Annotated in this window: 16 protein-coding genes; 5 read left to right on the top strand and 11 right to left on the bottom strand. The window is 65.5% G+C overall.

Annotated features, from left to right (window positions below; translation table 11 throughout):
* Positions 1–92: 92 nt before the first annotated feature.
* A complete protein-coding gene (locus tag U5A58_RS08655; protein ID WP_008342674.1) occupies positions 93–263 on the bottom strand; it encodes a rubredoxin in 171 nt (56 codons plus the stop codon).
* 284 nt (positions 264–547) lie between these two features.
* Here U5A58_RS08655 and U5A58_RS08650 point away from each other — a divergent pair, with 284 nt between their 5' ends.
* Positions 548–1,393 carry a hydroxymethylpyrimidine/phosphomethylpyrimidine kinase gene (locus tag U5A58_RS08650; protein WP_321961124.1) on the top strand — a complete coding sequence of 282 codons (846 nt, stop codon included), beginning with the start codon at positions 548–550 and terminating at the stop codon, positions 1,391–1,393.
* Between the two features lie 148 nt (positions 1,394–1,541).
* On the opposite strand, the gene groL is transcribed toward U5A58_RS08650, so the two are convergent.
* The 5 genes from groL to U5A58_RS08625 all read right to left on the bottom strand — a co-directional run bounded on the left by groL (position 1,542) and on the right by U5A58_RS08625 (position 7,339).
* Positions 1,542–3,182, bottom strand: coding sequence for a chaperonin GroEL (gene groL / locus U5A58_RS08645; protein ID WP_321912987.1), 1,641 nt, complete (start codon positions 3,180–3,182; stop codon positions 1,542–1,544).
* 44 nt (positions 3,183–3,226) lie between these two features.
* Positions 3,227–3,517, bottom strand: a complete 291-nt coding sequence (groES, locus tag U5A58_RS08640) for a co-chaperone GroES (RefSeq protein WP_028202123.1) — start codon at positions 3,515–3,517, stop codon at positions 3,227–3,229.
* A 471-nt stretch (positions 3,518–3,988) separates the two neighbouring features.
* Positions 3,989–4,516: a flavin reductase family protein gene (locus tag U5A58_RS08635; protein WP_321961123.1), complete on the bottom strand. Its 528-nt coding sequence runs from the start codon at positions 4,514–4,516 to the stop codon at positions 3,989–3,991.
* 157 nt (positions 4,517–4,673) lie between these two features.
* Positions 4,674–5,495, bottom strand: coding sequence for a class I SAM-dependent methyltransferase (locus U5A58_RS08630; RefSeq protein WP_321961122.1), 822 nt, complete (start codon positions 5,493–5,495; stop codon positions 4,674–4,676).
* A complete protein-coding gene (locus U5A58_RS08625) occupies positions 5,492–7,339 on the bottom strand; it encodes a serine aminopeptidase domain-containing protein (RefSeq protein ID WP_321961121.1) in 1,848 nt (615 codons plus the stop codon). The genes U5A58_RS08630 and U5A58_RS08625 overlap by 4 nt, the downstream gene beginning before the upstream one ends.
* Positions 7,340–7,632: 293 nt before the next feature.
* Between U5A58_RS08625 and U5A58_RS08620 the strand changes: the two genes are divergently transcribed.
* Entirely contained in the window at positions 7,633–9,792 is a 2,160-nt protein-coding gene (locus U5A58_RS08620; RefSeq protein WP_321961120.1) for an acyltransferase family protein, read from the top strand.
* A 40-nt stretch (positions 9,793–9,832) separates the two neighbouring features.
* A complete protein-coding gene (locus U5A58_RS08615) occupies positions 9,833–11,308 on the top strand; it encodes an oligosaccharide flippase family protein (RefSeq protein WP_321961119.1) in 1,476 nt (491 codons plus the stop codon).
* Positions 11,309–11,426: 118 nt separating this feature from the next.
* On the opposite strand, the gene U5A58_RS08610 is transcribed toward U5A58_RS08615, so the two are convergent.
* The 5 genes from U5A58_RS08610 to U5A58_RS08590 form a co-directional block, all read right to left on the bottom strand.
* A complete protein-coding gene (locus U5A58_RS08610) occupies positions 11,427–12,548 on the bottom strand; it encodes a glycosyltransferase family 4 protein (protein WP_321961118.1) in 1,122 nt (373 codons plus the stop codon).
* A gap of 170 nt (positions 12,549–12,718) precedes the next feature.
* The gene (locus U5A58_RS08605) at positions 12,719–13,873 is read right to left on the bottom strand and encodes a glycosyltransferase family 4 protein (protein WP_321961117.1); all 1,155 of its coding nucleotides are present in this window, start codon (positions 13,871–13,873) and stop codon (positions 12,719–12,721) included.
* The gene (locus U5A58_RS08600) at positions 13,870–15,048 is read right to left on the bottom strand and encodes a glycosyltransferase family 4 protein (protein ID WP_321961240.1); all 1,179 of its coding nucleotides are present in this window, start codon (positions 15,046–15,048) and stop codon (positions 13,870–13,872) included. The genes U5A58_RS08605 and U5A58_RS08600 overlap by 4 nt, the downstream gene beginning before the upstream one ends.
* Before the next feature lie 14 nt (positions 15,049–15,062).
* The gene (locus U5A58_RS08595; protein WP_321961116.1) at positions 15,063–16,610 is read right to left on the bottom strand and encodes a hypothetical protein; all 1,548 of its coding nucleotides are present in this window, start codon (positions 16,608–16,610) and stop codon (positions 15,063–15,065) included.
* Between the two features lie 9 nt (positions 16,611–16,619).
* Positions 16,620–17,153 (bottom strand): GNAT family N-acetyltransferase, encoded by a 534-nt coding sequence (locus tag U5A58_RS08590; protein WP_321961115.1) that lies wholly within the window; start codon positions 17,151–17,153, stop codon positions 16,620–16,622.
* Positions 17,154–17,423: 270 nt separating this feature from the next.
* Here U5A58_RS08590 and U5A58_RS08585 point away from each other — a divergent pair, with 270 nt between their 5' ends.
* Positions 17,424–17,675, top strand: a complete 252-nt coding sequence (locus U5A58_RS08585) for an acyl carrier protein (protein WP_158757133.1) — start codon at positions 17,424–17,426, stop codon at positions 17,673–17,675.
* Positions 17,672–18,931 (top strand): acyl-CoA dehydrogenase family protein, encoded by a 1,260-nt coding sequence (locus U5A58_RS08580; RefSeq protein ID WP_321961114.1) that lies wholly within the window; start codon positions 17,672–17,674, stop codon positions 18,929–18,931. The genes U5A58_RS08585 and U5A58_RS08580 overlap by 4 nt, the downstream gene beginning before the upstream one ends.
* Position 18,932 lies beyond the last annotated feature (1 nt).

Genomic DNA, 18,932 nt, shown 5'->3' with positions numbered 1-18,932 from the left:
ACTGCGCACCGGCCCTCGCCCGCTATATCTGCGAAACGCGTGAGAAACACGTCAGAAGCGCGCGAAAACCGCACGCCGCCGCGAGCGTGGCCTCAGATCTGGACCATCTCGAAGTCTTCCTTGCGCGCGCCGCACTCAGGGCAGGTCCAGTTGATCGGGACATCCTCCCAGCGCGTGCCGGGGGCAATGCCTTCGTCTGGCAAACCGGCTTCTTCATCGTAAATCCAGCCGCAGATCAGGCACATCCAGCTTCTATATTCCATTCTTATGCCGCGTCGAAAAGTCCGAAACCAGTCGGAAAAAAAATCGGGGAAACGAGAGCCATGATGGTACCTTGTTGCCGTTTCCATGCCTAGCAAGAGGAAATCTGGCCTGCACGGGATCAAACCGAATGCGTCGCCGCGAGCGGTTCGTGCAGCGCGAAAAAATCCTCGCGCGCGCCGGGGTCATCCGTCCCCCGGATTCAACGATAAGCCGCATAATTGAAGCATTCTCTTATGACGGCGCGGTACACCGCGCCCGAAGTCCAATCCATCTCGCCACGTTCATGCCCAGCGACACCCCTCCCATTGTCCTCACCTTCGGCCTTTCCGACCCGACAGGCGGCGGCGGACTCCAGGCTGACCTGCTCACGCTCGCCAGCATGGGTTGCCACGGCGTCACCGCGTTGACCGGCTACACGGTGCGCGACTCCGCGGGCTGCGACGAAGTGACCGGCCTCGATCCGGAAACCGTCGCCACCCAGGCGCGCATGCTGCTCGAAGACATGCCCATCGCGGCGTTCAAGGTTGGAGCGGGCGCGCGCGCCGAAGTCGTGAGCGCGATCGCTGAAGTGGTCGCCGACTACGACGACGTGCCGCTCATCCTCGCCCCCGACTTCACACTCGACGACGAACACGTGCTCGCCGCCGACGAACTACGCGAAGCCATGGCCGACCTGCTCGTGCCGCAGACCACGCTGCTTGTTGCCGATTCCGCAACGCTGATCGCGCTCGCGCAGCCGGACGGCGACGCGGAAGCGCCCAGCGTCGACGCGGCTATCGCGCACCTGCTTGCCACGGGCTGCGAGTACATCCTGGCGATGGAAACGGGCACGCACCGCGTGGTCAACACGCTGTATTGCGAAGACGGCCAGCTGCGCCAGGACCTGTGGGACCGCTCCACGCAGCCGATGATGGGCGTGACCGACACGCTCGGCGCCGCCATTGCCGCACTGCTCGCGAACGGCCAGGAGCCGCCCGAGGCCGTGCGCGAGGCGCAGGAGTATGTGTATCAGGCCGTGCAGAGTGCGTTCAGGCCGGGCATGGGGGCGTGGCTGCCCGACCGGTTCTTCTGGGCGCGCAGCAACGACTCGGACGGGGACGAAGCCTCTCCCGGCGAAGCGAAGCAATAACGCTCGCGGCGCGGCGGCGCGTGAACCACGCGCAAACCGCACGGACGAAAAAAAACCCGCATCGCTGCGGGTTTTTTCTTTTCGGGCTGGGAAACACGCCTCGCGGCGTGTCCCCTGCACTTCGATGTAATTTCGGCGTGAGCCTAAATTACATGTCCATGCCCATGCCGCCCATGCCGCCGGGCATGCCGCCAGCCATCGGAGCATCTTCCTTCGGCACTTCAGCAACGGCTGCGTCCGTCGTCAGGAGCAGGCCAGCAACCGAAGCTGCGTTTTGCAGCGCGGTGCGCGTGACCTTCGTCGGGTCGACCACGCCGGCTTCAACCATGTCGACGTATTCGCCGGTCGCTGCGTTGTAGCCGTAGTTGCCCGAACCAGCGGCAACCGCTGCCACGACCACCGACGCTTCTTCGCCGCCGTTCGTGACGATCTGGCGCAGCGGCTCTTCCATGGCGCGCAGGACGATCTTGATACCTGCGTCCTGGTCAGCGTTCGCACCCTTCACGTTGGCGATTGCCGTACGTGCACGGATCAGCGCAACGCCGCCGCCCGGGACGATGCCTTCTTCAACGGCAGCGCGGGTTGCGTGCAGCGCGTCTTCCACGCGTGCCTTCTTTTCCTTCATTTCGACTTCGGTCGCAGCGCCGACCTTGATCACTGCCACGCCGCCTGCCAGCTTGGCAACGCGCTCTTGCAGCTTTTCACGGTCGTAGTCCGACGTCGCTTCTTCGATTTGCGTGCGGATTTGCTTCACGCGCGCTTCGATGTTCACGGCTTCGCCAGCGCCGTCGATGATCGTCGTGTTTTCCTTGCCCACTTCGATGCGCTTCGCTTGACCGAGTTCGTTCAGCGTTGCCTTTTCGAGCGTGAGGCCGGTTTCTTCAGCGATAACTTGACCGCCGGTCAGGATCGCGATGTCTTCCAGCATGGCCTTGCGACGGTCGCCGAAGCCCGGAGCCTTGACTGCGACGGTCTTCAGGATGCCGCGGATGTTGTTGACGACCAGCGTGGCCAGTGCCTCGCCTTCGACGTCTTCAGCGATGATCAGCAGCGGACGGCCAGCCTTCGCGACTTGTTCCAGAACCGGCAGCAGATCACGGATGTTCGAGATCTTCTTGTCGAACAGCAGGACGAACGGGCTTTCCAGCACGGCGACTTGCTTGTCCGGGTTGTTGATGAAGTACGGCGAGAGGTAGCCGCGGTCGAATTGCATACCTTCGACGACTTCCAGCTCGTCTTGCAGCGACTTGCCGTCTTCGACGGTGATGACGCCTTCCTTGCCAACCTTGTCCATCGCTTCAGCGATACGGTCGCCGATCGACGTGTCGCTGTTGGCCGAGATCGAGCCGACTTGCGCGATTTCCTTGTTGGTCGTGCAGGGCTTGCTGACCTTGCGCAGCTCTTCGATTGCTGCTGCGACGGCCTTGTCGATGCCGCGCTTCAGGTCCATCGGGTTCATGCCCGATGCGACGTACTTCATGCCTTCGCGGACGATCGACTGGGCCAGAACCGTAGCCGTCGTCGTGCCGTCACCGGCGTTGTCGCTGGTCTTGGAAGCGACTTCCTTGACCATTTGCGCGCCCATGTTCTGGAGCTTGTCCTTGAGCTCGATTTCCTTTGCGACCGAGACACCGTCCTTGGTGACCGTCGGGCCGCCGAACGAGCGCTCGAGCACCACGTTGCGGCCCTTCGGACCCAGCGTGACCTTCACTGCGTTGGCGAGAATGTTCACGCCTTCAACCATCTTGGAACGGGCGGAATCGCCGAACACGACGTCTTTAGCTGCCATCTTCTAACTCCTTGGATTCTTGAATAGTGAGCGGTGGAATGAACTTACTTGTTCACCACGGCCATGATGTCTTCTTCGCGCATCACGAGCAGTTCGTTGCCGTCGACCTTGACGGTCTGGCCAGCGTACTTGCCGAACAGGACGCGATCGCCGACCTTCACGTCGAGCGCGATCAGGGCGCCCTTGTCGTCGCGCTTGCCCGGGCCGATGGCCAGGACTTCGCCTTGATCCGGCTTTTCTGCCGCTGCGTCCGGGATCACGATGCCCGAAGCGGTCTTGGTTTCTTGATCCAGGCGCTTGACGATCACGCGATCATGCAAAGGACGAAGGTTCATGGATGTTCCTCTGTTGATTGGGACTTGAAGAGACTCAAGAAAACCTGGCTGCCGGCAACCGCCAGCCAGAGATGTTTATGCACCGAGCGTTGTTAGCACTCTCATGCGGTGAGTGCTAATTATATGGACGAGGGATGACAAATTCAAGAAGTGGGGCGGAACGGGGGAATGATGCGTCGTGGGGCGCTCGCGAGGAACCCGCGAGGAGCAGCTAGCAGGCAGCAGACCACCTTAATTTTTCCAATTAAAACAACGCATTAGAGTAAAAATTGGCGGCATAAGCCTGGGCCCGGGACGTGACGCGGCAGGCCGAGCCAAGGGCGGATTCGCCCGGCAGAGCAATGATTTAGATTCCTAGGGGATTCCCGGAGCCGCGAGTGGAAAGGCCTGCGGTCGACAGTGACGCAGCCCTTGCGGTGTCGCACAAAAAAGGGTCGGACTAATCAGTGGGTAACGCGATAGGACGCGCGTTCAGCGCCCCTGCGCCACCGAAGCATAGCGGCCGCTATAGAACACGAGCGGTGCGTCCTCCTCGAGCGAGAACGACAGCACCTCGCCGACGAACAGCGTGTGATCGCCGCAAGGATGCCGGTCGACCACGCGCGCCGCGAAGCGCGCCAGTGCGCGATGCAGCAGCGCGACACCCGCCAGCCCCTCCACCTCCGTGAAGCACGGGGCGAGCCAGTCCTGCGGCTCGCCGGCAAAGTGCCGGCTATGTGACTCCTGCTCCTCGGAAAGCACGCTGACACCAAAGAGGTCCGCACTCATCATCCGCTCGTGCATGCGCGCGCGGTGGCCGACCGACACGACAATGAGCGGGGGTCTGAGCGACCCGGACATGAAGGCGTTCGCCGTCATGGCATGCAATTCGTCGCCGGTGCCCGCGGAAATCACCACGACGCCCGTGGCAAAGCGGCCCAGCGCGTTGCGCAGGCGCCGCTCGTCCAGCTCACCGCAGGACGCGGGTCTTTCAACGCTGCGTTGTACGATCGCGTGCATTGTCGCCCTCCCGCATGCGGCCGTGATGGTTGTCAAAGCGCACGATGTGGTCTCCTCGCGCCGTGTAGCGGCGCACGGCTCATTGAATCCTCATGGCCGTTGCGCATCTGTACGTGCACACACAGATCCGCCACCGTCGCCGAAAACGCACCGAGCCCTACTGCACTCTCGGCTTACGTGCGATGAAATGAAACCAGAACACATCGCTCGAGGTCTTTTCTGCCGGAATGCGCTGGCCGTCACAGCTGCCGAACACCGCATCGATTTCGAAGCCGAGCGAGGTGAGTTGGCGCCGCTGCTCGGGCAACGTCGTGTACACAATGACGATGCCGAAGAAATGCGCGCCCGCAGTCTTGATCGAATACCCAGGGTAGTCGCGATGAAAACGCACATGCCGCAGGTAGTTGTACGTCGCGAGCGGCATCACGCGCATCGAGCGCAGCGTGCGCCAGCCAAAGCGCAAGGGATTCGGCGAAAAACGCGGCAGCAGCTTCCAGATGCTTTCGTTGAAGCCCGGGCCTTCGCGGTTGTGCGTCGAGAACAGCACGAGCCCGCCGGGACGCGTGACGCGGTACATCTCCTTGAGAATGCGCACGCGGTCTTCATAGTCCACGCAGTCGATGCCGTTCCAGCTGAATGCAGTAAGCGCGAAATGGTCCGACGGCAGGTCGGCCATGTCGCGCGCGTCCATGTGGCGCAAGTCGAGGCCCGGAAAGCGCGCGCTCGCCTGCTCGAGCAGCTTTGCCGTGTAGTCGATGCCGGTGTACTTCTGCGAAATCCGCATCATCAGCGGAATCGTGCGGCCCGCGCCAATGCCGATGTCGAGAATCGGCTCGCCTGCGCACTCGGCATAGACCCAGTCGAACGCGGCTTCTTCGCCGAGGTCCGTGAAGGTCTTGCCCATCGTGAATTCGCGCATGGCATCGTGCGAGTTCCACGCGCGCTGGTTGATCTGGTCCAGCGGAAGCTCAATGTTCATTGATGCGCTCCATCAAGATGAGAACTGCAAGTTGCCTGGCTTGCTCGCTCGACCGCCACACGCGGCCGCGCAACCGGCACGGGGCCGTGCCACGCTGTTTCGTCCTGCGTCTGCCGCTGGCAGAAGCGCTCGAAAAACCACTGCCGCGCATCGGCCATCGCTGCCTCGCGCGCGGCCTGGGTGAACAGCGCGTGATCGAGCTTTGGCAATGTCGTCGCGCGCACGCGCGTGAAGCTGCGCAAACCGCCCATCTTCGCGCCGAACTGGACCTTGAGTTCGTCGAGGCCGAGATCGTAGTCGCCGTACACGAGCCGCACTTGCGCGCCCTTCGCGTGAATACGCTGCATCAGGCGGCGCGCCTCGCCGGGCGCGGGCGACCAGCCTGTCGCCGCGTCGATGAAGTCCACCACGCGGCGCGTCAGCGTGCGGGCGAAGCGCTGCGCAAGGCCATTGACCACACGCGAAAGCGAGGTCTCGCCGCGCAGCACCTTTTTCCATTTTTCGGCGCTCAGCGCGGATTGCCGCAGCACGCGGTTCGAGGCGAGACCCGTCGTGCCGGGCGTGCGGTCCGCGCCGTCCCAGATGAACTTCTGCAGGTTCACGCCGAAGCTGCCCACGATATTCGGATGCTGCGCGCATGCGTGCAGGCCGACAAAGGCGCCACCGCACACGCCGAATACGACCACGCGGGCATGGCCGCGCGCAACGAGCCAGTCGGCGCCACGCGCCGCATCTGCATAGGATTCCTGCGAATAGATCGTGTCGAGCGTGACCGAACGCGCGGCCGGCGTGCTGTCGCCGAGACCGCCCAGGTCCATTCTCAGCGACGAAACACCGAGCGCCGCAAGCCGCCGCGCGAACAGCACGAAAATGCGTCCGTCGCCGATGTGATGGCTCGCGCCCGTATTGATGAACAGCACGGCGGGCGCATCCGCACGCGGCGCGGCGCTCTGGCAGTGCACGCCGAAATAGTCGCCGAAGACCACCGGCTGCTCGATGAATTGCGTCGCTGCGAGTTGCGGTTGCGGCCAGTCGCGCGCTTCGAACGCGAGCGGCGCGCTTGCGTCCACGCGCGGCGGCGCATCGGCGAGCCACTGTGTCACGGCATCGAATGCGACGACCGGCTCTTCGCTGTATAGCGCCTCGACCATGAACCGGTCCGCCTCGTCGAACGACTGGCGCTCCACTTCCACGCCGTGCGCCACGTAGTGATCGACAAGCGCACCGGCGCGCGCGCGGTCGCTCGCATCGAGCAGCAAAACACGTCGCGCAGGCGCTTTCGTGTCGGCGCGCAAGTCGACTGCGCCGAGCCGCGCGATATCGTCGCCATGCAGGCCGAAGCCAAACGCTTCGACGTAGGCCGCCGTTTCGGGAATCGGATCGGCCGTCATGCCCGCCGGCGTGCTCAGCCAGCTTTGCCGATGCGCGCGCAACTCACGCAGATAGTTGCGGCCCGACAACGCGGGCGAGAGCAGCACGAGGCCGTCGATATCGCCGATACGCTCGCCGGCAAGCGCAGCCAACGTCGCGCCCAGGCGCAAGCCACAGAGGGACACTTGCGCCACACCCGTGCGCTCGCGCAGATGGCGCACCGCAGCCGCGATGCTCTCGATCCATGCCTCGACGCGGCCCGGATCTTCCTCGTCGCCGAGCGAGTCGCCCGCGCCGGGATAGTCGAAGCGCAGCACGGGCATGCCGCTCGCCGCGAGGCGTTCGGCGAGACGCCGCCAGCCCCGATGGGTGCACAGCGCGTCATAGCCGAACGGATTGCACAAGACCACCCCATGCCGGCCAAGAGCCGGATGAAGCCAGCCGAAGCAGCCGTCGAAGACGACAGGTTCCATCGGATATCCCTATGCGATGACGCGGCAAGAATGAAGGATGCGTGTGACAGCCGCTCGGGCGCGCTGCGTGATCGACCCAGCGCAACGCAACGGTGTGGGACAAACCCTTACCAACTGGGGAGGATTTAACCAGACGCCTGAAGGTGTATCTGTACGGCTGGCCACACTGCATGCCGCGCTGCAGCGGCACAATTGGGCCAACGATAAAAGCCGTTTGCTCCGACGAATGCGGCGCTGCGGCTTGGCCCGGCATGCGCCGCCCAATCACCGGATCCGCCCAGCACGAGTCCGCCATGCGAATGACAAACCAGGCTGCCCCGCTCTCCGCGAGCGACGGCGGTACGCCATCGAGCCTCGATGCGTCCGGCGTCGCGGCGCGCTCTGTCGCGCTTTATCGCGACGCGGGCGATGCAGCCACGACGCCCGACGCTCTCGGCAAAATCGCCGCGTCCACGTCCACATATGCAGCGCCCGAACACCTGCGCGCGCCGAAATACCGCCCCGACATCGACGGGCTGCGGGCTATCGCCGTGCTCTCCGTGCTGGCCTTTCACGCGTTTCCCTCGCACTTGCGCGGCGGCTTCGTCGGCGTCGATCTCTTCTTCGTGATTTCAGGCTTCCTGATCAGCACGATCATCTTCGAGAGCGTCGAAGAGGGCCGTTTCAGTTACGTCGAGTTCTATATGCGGCGCATCCGCCGCATTTTTCCCGCGCTGGTCGTCGTGCTCGCAGCGTGCCTCGTGGCGGGCTGGTTCCTGCTCATGCCCGAGGAGTATCAGCAGCTCGGCAAGCATCTCGTTGCGGGTGCAACGTTCCTGTCGAACATCGCGCTCTGGCGCGAAGCCGGCTATTTCGACGATACCGCCGCAACCAAGCCGCTGCTGCATTTGTGGTCGCTCGGCGTGGAAGAGCAGTTCTATATTTTCTGGCCGCTTCTCGCGAGCTTCGCGTACCGCCGCCGGCTCGGCTTCCCCCTGTTGCTCGGCGGCATCGCCGCTGCGTCATTCGCGGTGAGCCTCGTCACATCCGCGTCGGACCCGACCGCGGCGTTCTACTCGCCGCTCTCGCGCTTCTGGGAACTGATGATCGGCGGCTCGCTCGCCTGGCTGCTGCTGCATCGCCCCACCCTCGTGCAATACGGGCCGCGGGCCTCGAACGCGCTTTCGGCAGCGGGCCTTCTGCTGATCGGCGCGGCGGTCGTCTTCATCAACGAGAACGACGTGTTCCCCGGCTGGCGTGCACTGCTGCCCACCGTCGGCGCATTTCTCGTCATCTGCGCGGGGCCGCACGCGTGGCTCAACAAGCACGTGCTCGCTAACCGCCTGGCCGTCGCGATCGGGCTCATCAGCTATCCGCTGTATCTCTGGCACTGGCCGCTGCTGTCGTTCGCGAACATTCTCGCGGGCGGCCTCTTCGTGCCCGTATCCACGCGCCTCACACTCGTGCTCGCGAGCATCGTGCTGGCCGCGCTGACCTACCGCTTGGTCGAGCTTCCCATCCGCACGAAAAAAGCGAACCGCCGGCAGCTCGGCGCGCTCTGCGTGGCGCTGGCCTTGCTCGGCGTGGCAGGCGCGGTGCTGTTCGCACGCGCGGGCCTACCCACGCGCGCGGCGGCCGACAATCGCGGCTTCGCGCTCTACACGCAGAATGAGCAGATGCGGCTCGCGCTTCAGCCCGAGCCCTGCCAACTCGCGGACGCGAAAGCCGACAAGTTTTGCACCGCCTACAACATGGCCGCCACCGGCAACCTGATGGTCGTGTGGGGCGACTCGCACGGCGGCGCGTGGCTGCCCGTGCTGCGCAGCATCGCCGTGGAGCGCAACATGCGCCTCATGGCGTTCGTGCACGTTGGCTGTCCGCCGCTGCTCGACACGCGCCGCAGCGACGGCGCCCAAAGCGGGCGCGACTGCAGCCGCCTCGGTCTCGCCGAACCGATCGCCTCGTCCATCGAGCAGCTCAAACCCGCCGTGGTGTTCTACATCGGCCGCTGGAGCCTTTACGGCAACGGCTGGACGCTCTTCGGCGAGTTGCAGAAAGCCACGCACTTCGTGACCACCGACCCGAACGGCACGGCCACCCTCGCCACCTCGCGCGCGGCGCTCACGAGTCAATTACCGCTCACCGTGAAGGCGCTCGCCGCGAGCACGCCACGGCTCGTGGTGTTCCAGAACCCGCCGGTGCTCGAAGGCAAACTGCTGCCGCGCTTCTATGCGGACCCGGAGCGTATCGAGCCGTCTGCCGCCGCGAATCTGCAAACCGAAGCGTTCGAGCGCAAGCTCGTCGAGTCGGTCGCCACGATTCCGAACGTGCGCGTTTTCGATCCGGTGCCGCGTCTGTGCACCGGCGCGACCTGCAAGGCGGTGCTCGACGGCGTGCCGGTGTACGAAGACGACAACCACGTGAGCGCGCAGGGTTCGCTGCTGTTCAAGCAAGCCATTCTCGACGCGATGTGATTCACCTGCTCTAAAGCACGACCAAACGAACGCCACGCTCATGGAAAAAGCCGTTCTACGCAACATCGTCATCAACTTCGCCGGGCTCATTGCGCCGACGCTCGTCTCGTTGATGACCGTACCGGCCTACATCAAGCTGCTGGGCGTCGAGCGCTACGGCGTGATCAACCTCGTGTGGGCGCTGATCGGCTACTTCAGCCTGCTCGATCTGGGCACGAGCCTCGCCACCGAGAACCAGATCGCCAAGGTGCGCCATGCCGAAGGCGACGCCGTCGAGCGCATCTTCTTCGGCGCATGCTTTCTGAACCTGTGCACGGGCATCATTGGTGGACTCGTCGTATGGTCGTGCGCGTCGCTCTACATCACGTACGCCATGCACATCGAGCCCGTGTTCCGCCATGAGCTGATGAGCATCCTGCCGTGGATCGCCGTGGCCGTGCCGCTCGCGAACGTCACGTGGGTGTTCGCAGGCGCCATCACGGCCGTCGAGCGCTTCGGCAGCTACAACACGAACCAGACGCTCGGCACCTTCCTGTTCCAGGTGCTGCCGCTCGCCGCCGCTTACTGGCTCTCGCCCACGCTTTCGGTGGCGATTCCGGCCGCCGTCATCGCGCGCCTGATCGCAGGCGTGCTGCTCGGCTTCGCCACTTTTCGCGCGCTCGGCATCACACGGCTGCGCATGCCCGAGCGCAAGGTCATGGCCGATCTGTTCGCCTACGGCAAATGGACGCTGCTCTTTTCGGGCGCTGGCGCGATTGCCGGCACGCTCGACCGCGTGCTGGTCGGGGCGATTCTGGGCGCGCGCTATGTGACCTTCTATTCGGCTCCGCAGAACCTCGTGACGCGCCTGAACATGCTGCCTTCCGCGATGCTGCGCACGCTGTTCCCGCGCCTTTCCGCAGCGACGCACGAAGACGCGCACAAGCTCGCACGCGACGCGCTCGCGTTCCTCAACGGCGTGTTCACACCGTGCATGATCGTCGCGCTGTTCGCGCTCAAGCCTTTCCTCGAAATCTGGCTCGGCGCGGCAATTGCCGAAGCCGCGGCGCCGGTCGGCCGCGTGCTCGTCATCAGCGTATGGCTCGCGGGGCAATCGGGCATTCTCGGGATCTTCATCCAGGCCCAGGCCAATCCACGCAGCGTCGCGCGCATCAGCTGGCTGCAGTTGCCCTTTTTCGCCGCCGCACTGTGGGGCGCGACGCACGCGTTCGGACTCGTTGGCACGGGCGTTGTCGTCGTGGCCAAAGCGCTTTGCGATTACGCCGCCTACACGTACTTCGCCCGGGTGCAAGGGCGCGACATCGTGGGCAACATGCTCACGCATCTCGCGTTCCTCGTCGTCGCGTTCGCCCTCGCCTGCTTGCCGCTCGGCATTGCGGCGGCAGCGGCAATCGCGCTTGCAACGGTCGCAGCGAATCTGGCGTTGTCGCTGCATCAATCGGCCGAGCTGCGCAAGCTGGCGCGGCGCTTCCTGATGCGCATGGGCGTGGCTCAGGGCCAGGATCGGCTGACGTGACTGATTGGGCTTATGCGAGTGCCTGGTGAGCGAGGTGCTTGCAGCCGCACCTCGATGGCGACCCGTTCGCGCGAGCAGCGCTTGCCGCCCGCGCCGTGCGCTCAACCTTCGGCGTTGCTCACGGCAACGCCTTGCGGGATGCCGCGGCAGCAACGGCCTCGCGGCCGCGCCGCGAACGCACCGACTCGAGCGCCTCTTCGTAAAGCGCCACGTAGCCGTCGCATACCGTCTGCGCGAAGAATTGTCCGAGATTGCTCTGGCCACGTTCGGCCAGCGCCGCACGAAACGCGGGGTCGTCGAGCAGGCGCGTGATCGCCTGGGTGAGCGCCTGCGGTTGCGCCGCCGGCACGAGTAGCGCGGCGTCTTCGCCGCCCACCATCTCCGGATTGCCGTCCACGCGCGTCGCCACCACGGCGCAGCCGGACTCGCGGGCCTCGCACAGCACGAGCCCGCCGGGTTCGCGGTGCGCGGCATTGACGAAGACATCCGTTTGCGCGAGATAGCCCGTCGGGTTGGCGACGAAACCGGTGAAGTGCGCTCGATCGGCTACGCCAAGCTCGCGCGCGAGTGCTTCCATCATCGCGCGGTCGGGCCCGTCGCCAACGAGGTACAGATGTGCGTGCGCGAAACGCTCCGGCAGCGCGGCGAACGCGCGCAGCAGGTCATGTATGCCCTTGCGTTCGTACATGCCCGCCACCGTCGTGATGGCGGGCCGCTGCAACTGCGGCGCGGGACCGAGCGGCAAACCGCTGCGGCGCGGCGACCCTACGGTGCCGTTGCGCACGACCGCGAGCTTGGCTGCAGGCACGCCGCGCGCTTCCATGGACTTCGCGACGACACCCGTCACGGCGACGACACGGTCCGCGAGCCGCATCAACGCGGCGCTCTTCTGGAACTCGTTGTGAACGGTTGCGAACAGCACATAAGGCCGGCGCACACAGGCGAAGCGCGCGAGCATCGTGCCCGTGACCATGTGTGCATGCACGATGTCGGGCTGGAAGTCGCGCACGAGGCGCCGATAGCGCGCGAGCATCACAGGCGCGCGCCGCAGCTGGCGCGACTGCGGCACGGTGACATGGCGCACGCCATAGCGCGCATAGAGTGCTTCGAATTCGCCGCCGGACGACGCAACGACCACGTCGTGACCCGCCTGCGCCTGCAGGCAGGCCAGATCCGTCATCATGTTGACAATGCCGTTGCCAATCAACTGAGCGTGATTGGCCAGATGAATGATTTTCATGCTGCGCCCAGGTCCGTCCCGCGGTGAGAAAAGCGGCTCCTTGCCGCCGTTTCGCCTGACCGGCACGCAAACGAAGCGCGCCGGCAACATGCCGATCATGAAAGCCGCGCAGGCGCGCGTCTGTGCGGCGGCGCTCCATCGCGCGCCGCCGTCATCGCCTTGGCGCACGTTCAGCTTTCGCCCAGCACCTCGCGATACACCGCTGCCACCTGGGACGCCACTGCCGGGTGATCGAAGCGGCTGCGCGCGTACTGGCGGCAGCTCTCGGCATTCGGCAGCGGATGCGTGCCGAGCAGGCTGTCGACAATGCCGCGCCCGATCGCATTGAAACCGATGGAGGGCAGCACCAGCCCTTCCGAGAGCGGCGCGACCGCCTCCGGCAGGCCGCCCACCGGCGTCACCAGCACCGGCGTGCCGGCGGCCAGCGACTCGACCGTGGTCAAGCCGAAGCCTTCGAGCGTAACCGTGGGCACGACACTCAGATCGGCGGCGCGATACCACAAAGGCAAATCGTCGTCGGACACATAGCCCGCGAGCGTAACGTGAGTCTCCAGGCCCCGCGCCGCGATGCGGGCCCGCAGCTGGGCTTCCAGCATGCCTTTGCCGGCAATCGTCAGATGCACGTCAGGCACCGACTGCTTGACGACGAACATCGCGTCGATCAGATCCTCGAGGCCCATGCGGGGAACGAGGCGACGAATGCAGAAGAGCTGTGGCCGGTCCTGATGCAAGCCGAGCCGTTCGCGCGCCTGTGCTTTCGTATGCGGCGTATCGAAGCGCGCGACGTCGACGCAGCCGGGCACGATCCGGATCGACTCCTCCGGGATGCGGTAGTCGGTTTGCAGCACCCGCCCGAACGCCCGCGAAAGCACGATATGGCGGCGCGCACCGCGATAGACCGTTTGCTCGATCGCGTGCCGCACGGCATGCGAGAACTTGCCGCGGCCGGACGCCGACGATTCCGCCGCCCACGGCCCGTGAAAATGCACGACACGCGGCACACGCGCGAACACGCCGAGTGTGGGCGCGGCGTAGAGCGCGAAATGGCTGGCCACGATGTCGGGCGCGCGGGCGCGCTTGAGTCTGATCGAGTGCCGGCGCGCGCCACGCAGCCGCGCGCCCAGACCGTCGCGCTCACCCGCGAACGCCTGCACGAGGCCGTTGGTCTCCGTCTGCACGTTGCCGGTGCCGGCCACGAGGCCGCGCACGTCCACGCCCTGCGCCGGCAGGGATTGGATCAAGGCCATGAACATCCGGTCGAGTCCGCCTGGGCGCTCCCGAAACCAGTGCATGCCGATCTGAAGCGAGTCGATACGCTCAGTCATGGCCGTGCCGACATTGCGGGCGCCGGGACGCGTGCCCGCCTGGCTTCGTCGCTACGCGCGATCTCCTCGTACAGCGCAAGATAGCGCTCGGCCATGGCCTGCCACGTAAGCGTTTTGGCAAGCTCGCGCGCCGCGCGCCCCATTTCGCGCGCGTACTCCCGGTCGCGCGCGACGCGCTCGATGGCGCGCGCGAGGCCTTCGACATCTTCGGGGTTCTCGAGCACCACGCCGCAACGGCTGTCGATCACCTCAGAGCCGCCCGCCGTCGCCACGGTGATGACGGGCAGACCCGCCGCCAGCGCCTCCAGCATGACGAGGCTCATCGCTTCGTAGCGCGAAGGGAACACGAAGGCGTCGACCGAGCGCATCAGCGCGGGCATGTCCTTGACGAGATCGAGGAAATGCACGCGGTCGGCCACGCCCAGATCGCGCGCGATCGCGGGATAAGGACTGTTGCGCAGGATACCGGCCACGGCGAGATGCACTTGCGCCGGTGTCGACACCAGAGCGCGCAGCACGGCGTCGAGGTTCTTGCGCGACACGCGCAAATCGCCCGCAAAGAGCAGCATGAACGGTTCGCCTGGAAGTCCGAATCGATCACGTTCGCCCGCCCCCGGCGAGAACTGTCGGGCGTCGACACCGTTGTGGATCACGCGCAGGCTGCCCGGCTCGATACCGACCGCGCGCACCTCCTCGCCCACCTTGTGCGACACCGGCACGACCACACGCGAGCGACGAAACGCCCAGCGTTCGCACCATGCGTTCAGACGCGTATAGATCACTTGATAGGCGCCATACCAGCCGCCGGCGATCCGGAACGGATAGAAGCCGCAGCGATACCAGCCGTCATGCACGAAATGCACGGCGTTCACATCCGCGCGCGTCCAGGTGATGAAACCGTTGACGTGCACGATGTCGAACTCGCGGCGGTGCGCCCTGATCCACGCAGCGCTTTTTAGCGCGAACATCTGGTACTGGAGCAGGCGGCTCGGCAGGCGGCTTTCGCGGATCGGCACATGGCGCACGCGAGGATGAGCGAGCAACTCCGGCGCGACCATCGATGACACGATCGTGACGTGGTGCCCCGCCGCCAGCAACGCGCGCGCGATCTCGTAGTTCACGCGCCCTTGCCCGTCGTTGTCCCTCACGACGTGCGTGACGATCAGCACCCGCAGTGCGTTGGCAGCGTTCATGCGAGCCCCCGCCGGCGCGCGCGGGCGATTGCCTCGTTGCGCCGCTGCTGTTGGCGCGAGTAGCGCACGCCGATCACCGGCATCACCACGCCGAACATAAAGTACATCCCGCTGGAACCCTGCATCGTATCGATCATGACCATGATGGCGAGAATCGCGATCGCCACGCCCACGACAGAAATCGCGAAGCGGTCGCCCGGCCGCGCAAGGCTCGCGAGGAAAGCCCGCCAGAGCAGTGCAACGAGCCCGGCCACGTAGAGCAGCCCACCGCCCCAGCCGAGCACCCAGACGATGTCCACCACGCCGCTGTCGAGCGACGCAATGATCTGCGCGTGCGGGTCGGCGAGCTTCGCGGCAAGCCCCGTCGAGCCAAGACCGTGTCCGGCAAAGCTCTCTTCGGCGATCGAGGCAAAGTTGGTGTAAAAGCCTTGGCGTGCCTGAAAGCTGTTGTCCTCGCTGAGGTTCCCGATAGTGGCCATGCGCTTCGCGAGCGGCGCGGTGACCTGATCGATCAGGAGCATGGGCGTGCACAGTCCCGCGAACAGCAAAATGGCCATGATGAGGCGCAAACGGCTGCGCACATCGAGCATGGCAAGCGGATAGATGAGGCCGATGACGACCGCGCCCCACGACGTGCGCACCGCCGTGAACAGCAGCGCCGGCACGCCCGCAATGCCCGCGGCAATTTTCAGCTTGCTGGGCGACGCGATCGACATGAGAAGGCCGACCATCATCGTCATGGAAAACGGCCCGGCGGAGTTCATCGTGCTGCATATGCGCATGCCGAATGGCACGGGGCTGCCCGACGACGACTCCATGCCCGACTGGGCCAGCCAGAATATGGTCCACGGCGGCGGCGACACGTATTGATAGATCCCGTAGAAGCCCATCAGGATCGTGCCCCAGACGAACGTCTTGAACAGCACCTGCCGAAATAGCGGATAGAGCCGCCAGTTCAGCATGATGTACCAGCCGATGAAGATCGGCTGCACCCAGCCGACCATCGTGTAGGTGGCAGGCACGATGCCGAACTGGGCCACACCCAGCACGTAGCCATACGCGACGGCGATCAGCAGCATGATGAGCGGCGCGGCGCGGCGCTGGCCGAGCAGCCGATAATTCAGCACCATCGAAATGCCGCACAGGCTCGCGGCAACGAACGGCGTCATCATGATCATGCTGGTCGAGTTGAACGCGCCGTTAAAGAAGTCCGCGAAGCGCCGCACTTCCGGCGTGAGGAAGAACAGCCAGCATACGTACGACAGATAGTGGGCCGGATAGCGCCGGTACAGCCAGTACGCGACCGCGCAGCCCATTGGCATGAAGGTCATCTCGAGCAGACGCCCCTGATGCGCGAGGATCAGGGCGAACGTGAGCAGGAACATGGCCATCGGCGTGGCGAACGGGCCGATCAGGAAGCGCGACATCGAGCGTGAGCGGGCCGGCGCGCGGGCGCGCACCGGCCCGCGCGCCGGAATCGGGCCGGGTGCGGAGCCGGGCAAAGCGCCGGGCATAGACCCGGGAATAGCAGTGGCCTCACTCATCTCGCGCCCTCAAAGCAGCTCGAACGTGCTCGCGGCGGAAAGCGCGCCGCGCTCGCGCCGTCGCGCGGCAAACGTGCCGTGCTCGCCGCGCATCTGCCGCACGAGCCCGATGAACGGCACGCCGTGCTCCAGAAACGGCCCTTCCGTCTTGCGAAAGCCGAACTGCTCGTAAAACCCTCTGAGGCTCGCCGGCGCGCTCACGCGCACGGCGCGCCCCGGCCAGCGCTGCACGATCGCCGCGAGCGAGCGCTCGATCAGCATTTCCGCCGTGCCGTCGCCGCGCCGCGCGGGGCTCGTGAGCACCTTGTCGATGGTGATTTCGGGGTCCTCGGCGTCGCCGGGCTGGATGCGCGCATAGGCGACCACCGGCATGGGACGGCCCATGTCCTCCACGGCGAACACATGCAGCGCGCGCTCGTCGTGCCCGTCGGCGTCGAGACATACGTGGGACTGTTCGACAACGAACACAGCGCTACGCGCCCGCATGACCAGATACAGCTCGCGTGCCGTGAACTGTTCGAATTCGAGCGTTTTCCAGTTCATTGATCCTCCTCAAGCTTTCGTTCCCGTTGCGACATGCGGTGTCGCCATGGCCACACGTTACGCCTCGCGACCCGTCGATCTCCGTGCGGAAGCGAACCGACGATGCTGCATCGCGATTCGTTTAATACGAACAACCGGCACGCCTGGCTGCCCGCGCAACGCTTGAATCGCCGGAGCACCGCGCACAAGGCAGTCCGGGACATCGACTTTTAGCCGTGAAGATCCAACCCCAAGCGTCCAAGCGACCTTTTCTTTGAAGGGGGCAATTTCATGAAAACAGCACTGCGCCGCATCCTGTCCGAGTCCGCGCGTCTCGACGTGCCGCCCGACACCCTGGCGGACGACGCCGATCTCTACGCCGCCGGCCTCTCGTCGCTCGCGACCGTGCACCTGATGCTCGCGATCGAAGACGAATTCGGCATCGAGATTCCCGACCGGATGCTCACGCGCCGGCTCTTTTCCAGCATCGATTCGCTTGCTGCGGCCGTGACCGAGCTTCAGCAGGCAAAGGCGGCCGTATGAACGCGCCGTTGATGCAAGACGCCGCGCCCGCCACAGGCGACGCGCCGGCCGCCCCGCTCACCGCCATCGAGCCGGCCGCGAGCTGGCGCGCCGCGGCGCAGCGCGCGATGCAGGTTGCAGCGCAGCACGCCGATTCCGTGGACCGCGAAGCGCGCTTCCCGACCGAGGCCTTCGACGCCCTGCGCCGCGAGCGCCTGCTCTCGGCCATGGTGCCAACGCGCTTTGGCGGCGCGGGCCTCTCGCTCGCCGACGTCGCGACGATCTGCGAAACGCTCGCGCAGGGCTGCGCCTCGACCGCCATGGTCTACGCCATGCACCAGATCCAGGTGGCCTGCGTCGAGGAGCACGGCAGCGGCACGCCGTGGCACGAAGCCCTGCTCGAGCGCATCGTCTCGGAGCAGTTGCTGCTGGCCTCGGCTACGTCTGAGGAAACCATCGGCGGCGCGATGCGCACGAGCGCTTGCGCGGTCGAGGTCGAAGGCGAGCGCTTTCGCATCGAGAAGCTCGCGCCGACGATCTCGTATGGCGCACAAGCCGACGGCATTCTCGTCACGGCCCGCCGCAACGCGGAAGCCGCCGCCTCCGACCAGGTGATGATCGTCACGCTGCGCGAGCAAAGCACGCTCGAAAAACGCGGCGTGTGGGACTCGATGGGCATGCGCGGCACCTGCAGCGAAGGCTTTCGCTTCATCGCAAGCGGCGACGCCACGCAGATCCTGCCCACGCCGTTCAGCGAAATTGCCGACCAGACCATGCTGCCGGTCTCGCATACGCTGTGGGCGGCCGTGTGGACGGGCGTGGCCGGCGACGCCGTGAACCGCGCAAAGGCGTTCTTCCGCGCCCAGGCGCGCGCGAAGCCCGGCTCCGTGCCGCCGGCCGGCATGCGCCTCGCTCAAGCCACGGGCCTCTTGCAGATGATGCAGGCGCGCCTTGCCGTCGCGCTCGACGCCGCGCGCACCGCGCACAACGCCAAGCACGGCGCGAACCAGGCCGACTTGCCGCTGTCGGCGCTGCTCGGCTTCGCCTCCGACATGAACACGCTCAAGACGAGCATCTCGACCACGGCGCTGCAGGTGGTCCAGGAAGTCCTGATGATCGTGGGCATGGCGGGCTACAAGAACGGCACGGAGTACAGCGTGGGCCGCCACCTGCGCGACCTCTACTCCGCGCCGCTGATGATCAACAACGACCGCATCGCGCAGAACACCGCGAGCCTGCTGCTGGCCCAGCGTCCGGCCGCTCCTGGGGGAGTCTGAA

The organism is Paraburkholderia sp. J7, from assembly GCF_905220155.1.
GTDB lineage: Bacteria > Pseudomonadota > Gammaproteobacteria > Burkholderiales > Burkholderiaceae > Paraburkholderia.
The sequence above is the reverse complement of the archived record's forward strand: the minus strand, read 5'-3'. Positions and strand labels throughout refer to the sequence as shown.

What these genes read in the sequence shown, in the direction of transcription:
- U5A58_RS08615 (WP_321961119.1), top strand. Translation starts at nt 9,833, where the DNA reads ATGGAAAAAGCCGTTCTACGCAACATCGTCATCAACTTCGCCGGGCTC.
- U5A58_RS08630 (WP_321961122.1), bottom strand. Translation starts at nt 5,495, where the DNA reads ATGAACATTGAGCTTCCGCTGGACCAGATCAACCAGCGCGCGTGGAAC.
- U5A58_RS08650 (WP_321961124.1), top strand. Translation starts at nt 548, where the DNA reads ATGCCCAGCGACACCCCTCCCATTGTCCTCACCTTCGGCCTTTCCGAC.
- U5A58_RS08585 (WP_158757133.1), top strand. Translation starts at nt 17,424, where the DNA reads ATGAAAACAGCACTGCGCCGCATCCTGTCCGAGTCCGCGCGTCTCGAC.
- U5A58_RS08655 (WP_008342674.1), bottom strand. Translation starts at nt 263, where the DNA reads ATGGAATATAGAAGCTGGATGTGCCTGATCTGCGGCTGGATTTACGAT.
- U5A58_RS08610 (WP_321961118.1), bottom strand. Translation starts at nt 12,548, where the DNA reads ATGAAAATCATTCATCTGGCCAATCACGCTCAGTTGATTGGCAACGGC.
- U5A58_RS08590 (WP_321961115.1), bottom strand. Translation starts at nt 17,153, where the DNA reads ATGAACTGGAAAACGCTCGAATTCGAACAGTTCACGGCACGCGAGCTG.
- U5A58_RS08625 (WP_321961121.1), bottom strand. Translation starts at nt 7,339, where the DNA reads ATGGAACCTGTCGTCTTCGACGGCTGCTTCGGCTGGCTTCATCCGGCT.
- U5A58_RS08620 (WP_321961120.1), top strand. Translation starts at nt 7,633, where the DNA reads ATGCGAATGACAAACCAGGCTGCCCCGCTCTCCGCGAGCGACGGCGGT.
- U5A58_RS08605 (WP_321961117.1), bottom strand. Translation starts at nt 13,873, where the DNA reads ATGACTGAGCGTATCGACTCGCTTCAGATCGGCATGCACTGGTTTCGG.
- groL (WP_321912987.1), bottom strand. Translation starts at nt 3,182, where the DNA reads ATGGCAGCTAAAGACGTCGTGTTCGGCGATTCCGCCCGTTCCAAGATG.
- U5A58_RS08635 (WP_321961123.1), bottom strand. Translation starts at nt 4,516, where the DNA reads ATGCACGCGATCGTACAACGCAGCGTTGAAAGACCCGCGTCCTGCGGT.
- U5A58_RS08580 (WP_321961114.1), top strand. Translation starts at nt 17,672, where the DNA reads ATGAACGCGCCGTTGATGCAAGACGCCGCGCCCGCCACAGGCGACGCG.
- groES (WP_028202123.1), bottom strand. Translation starts at nt 3,517, where the DNA reads ATGAACCTTCGTCCTTTGCATGATCGCGTGATCGTCAAGCGCCTGGAT.
- U5A58_RS08595 (WP_321961116.1), bottom strand. Translation starts at nt 16,610, where the DNA reads ATGAGTGAGGCCACTGCTATTCCCGGGTCTATGCCCGGCGCTTTGCCC.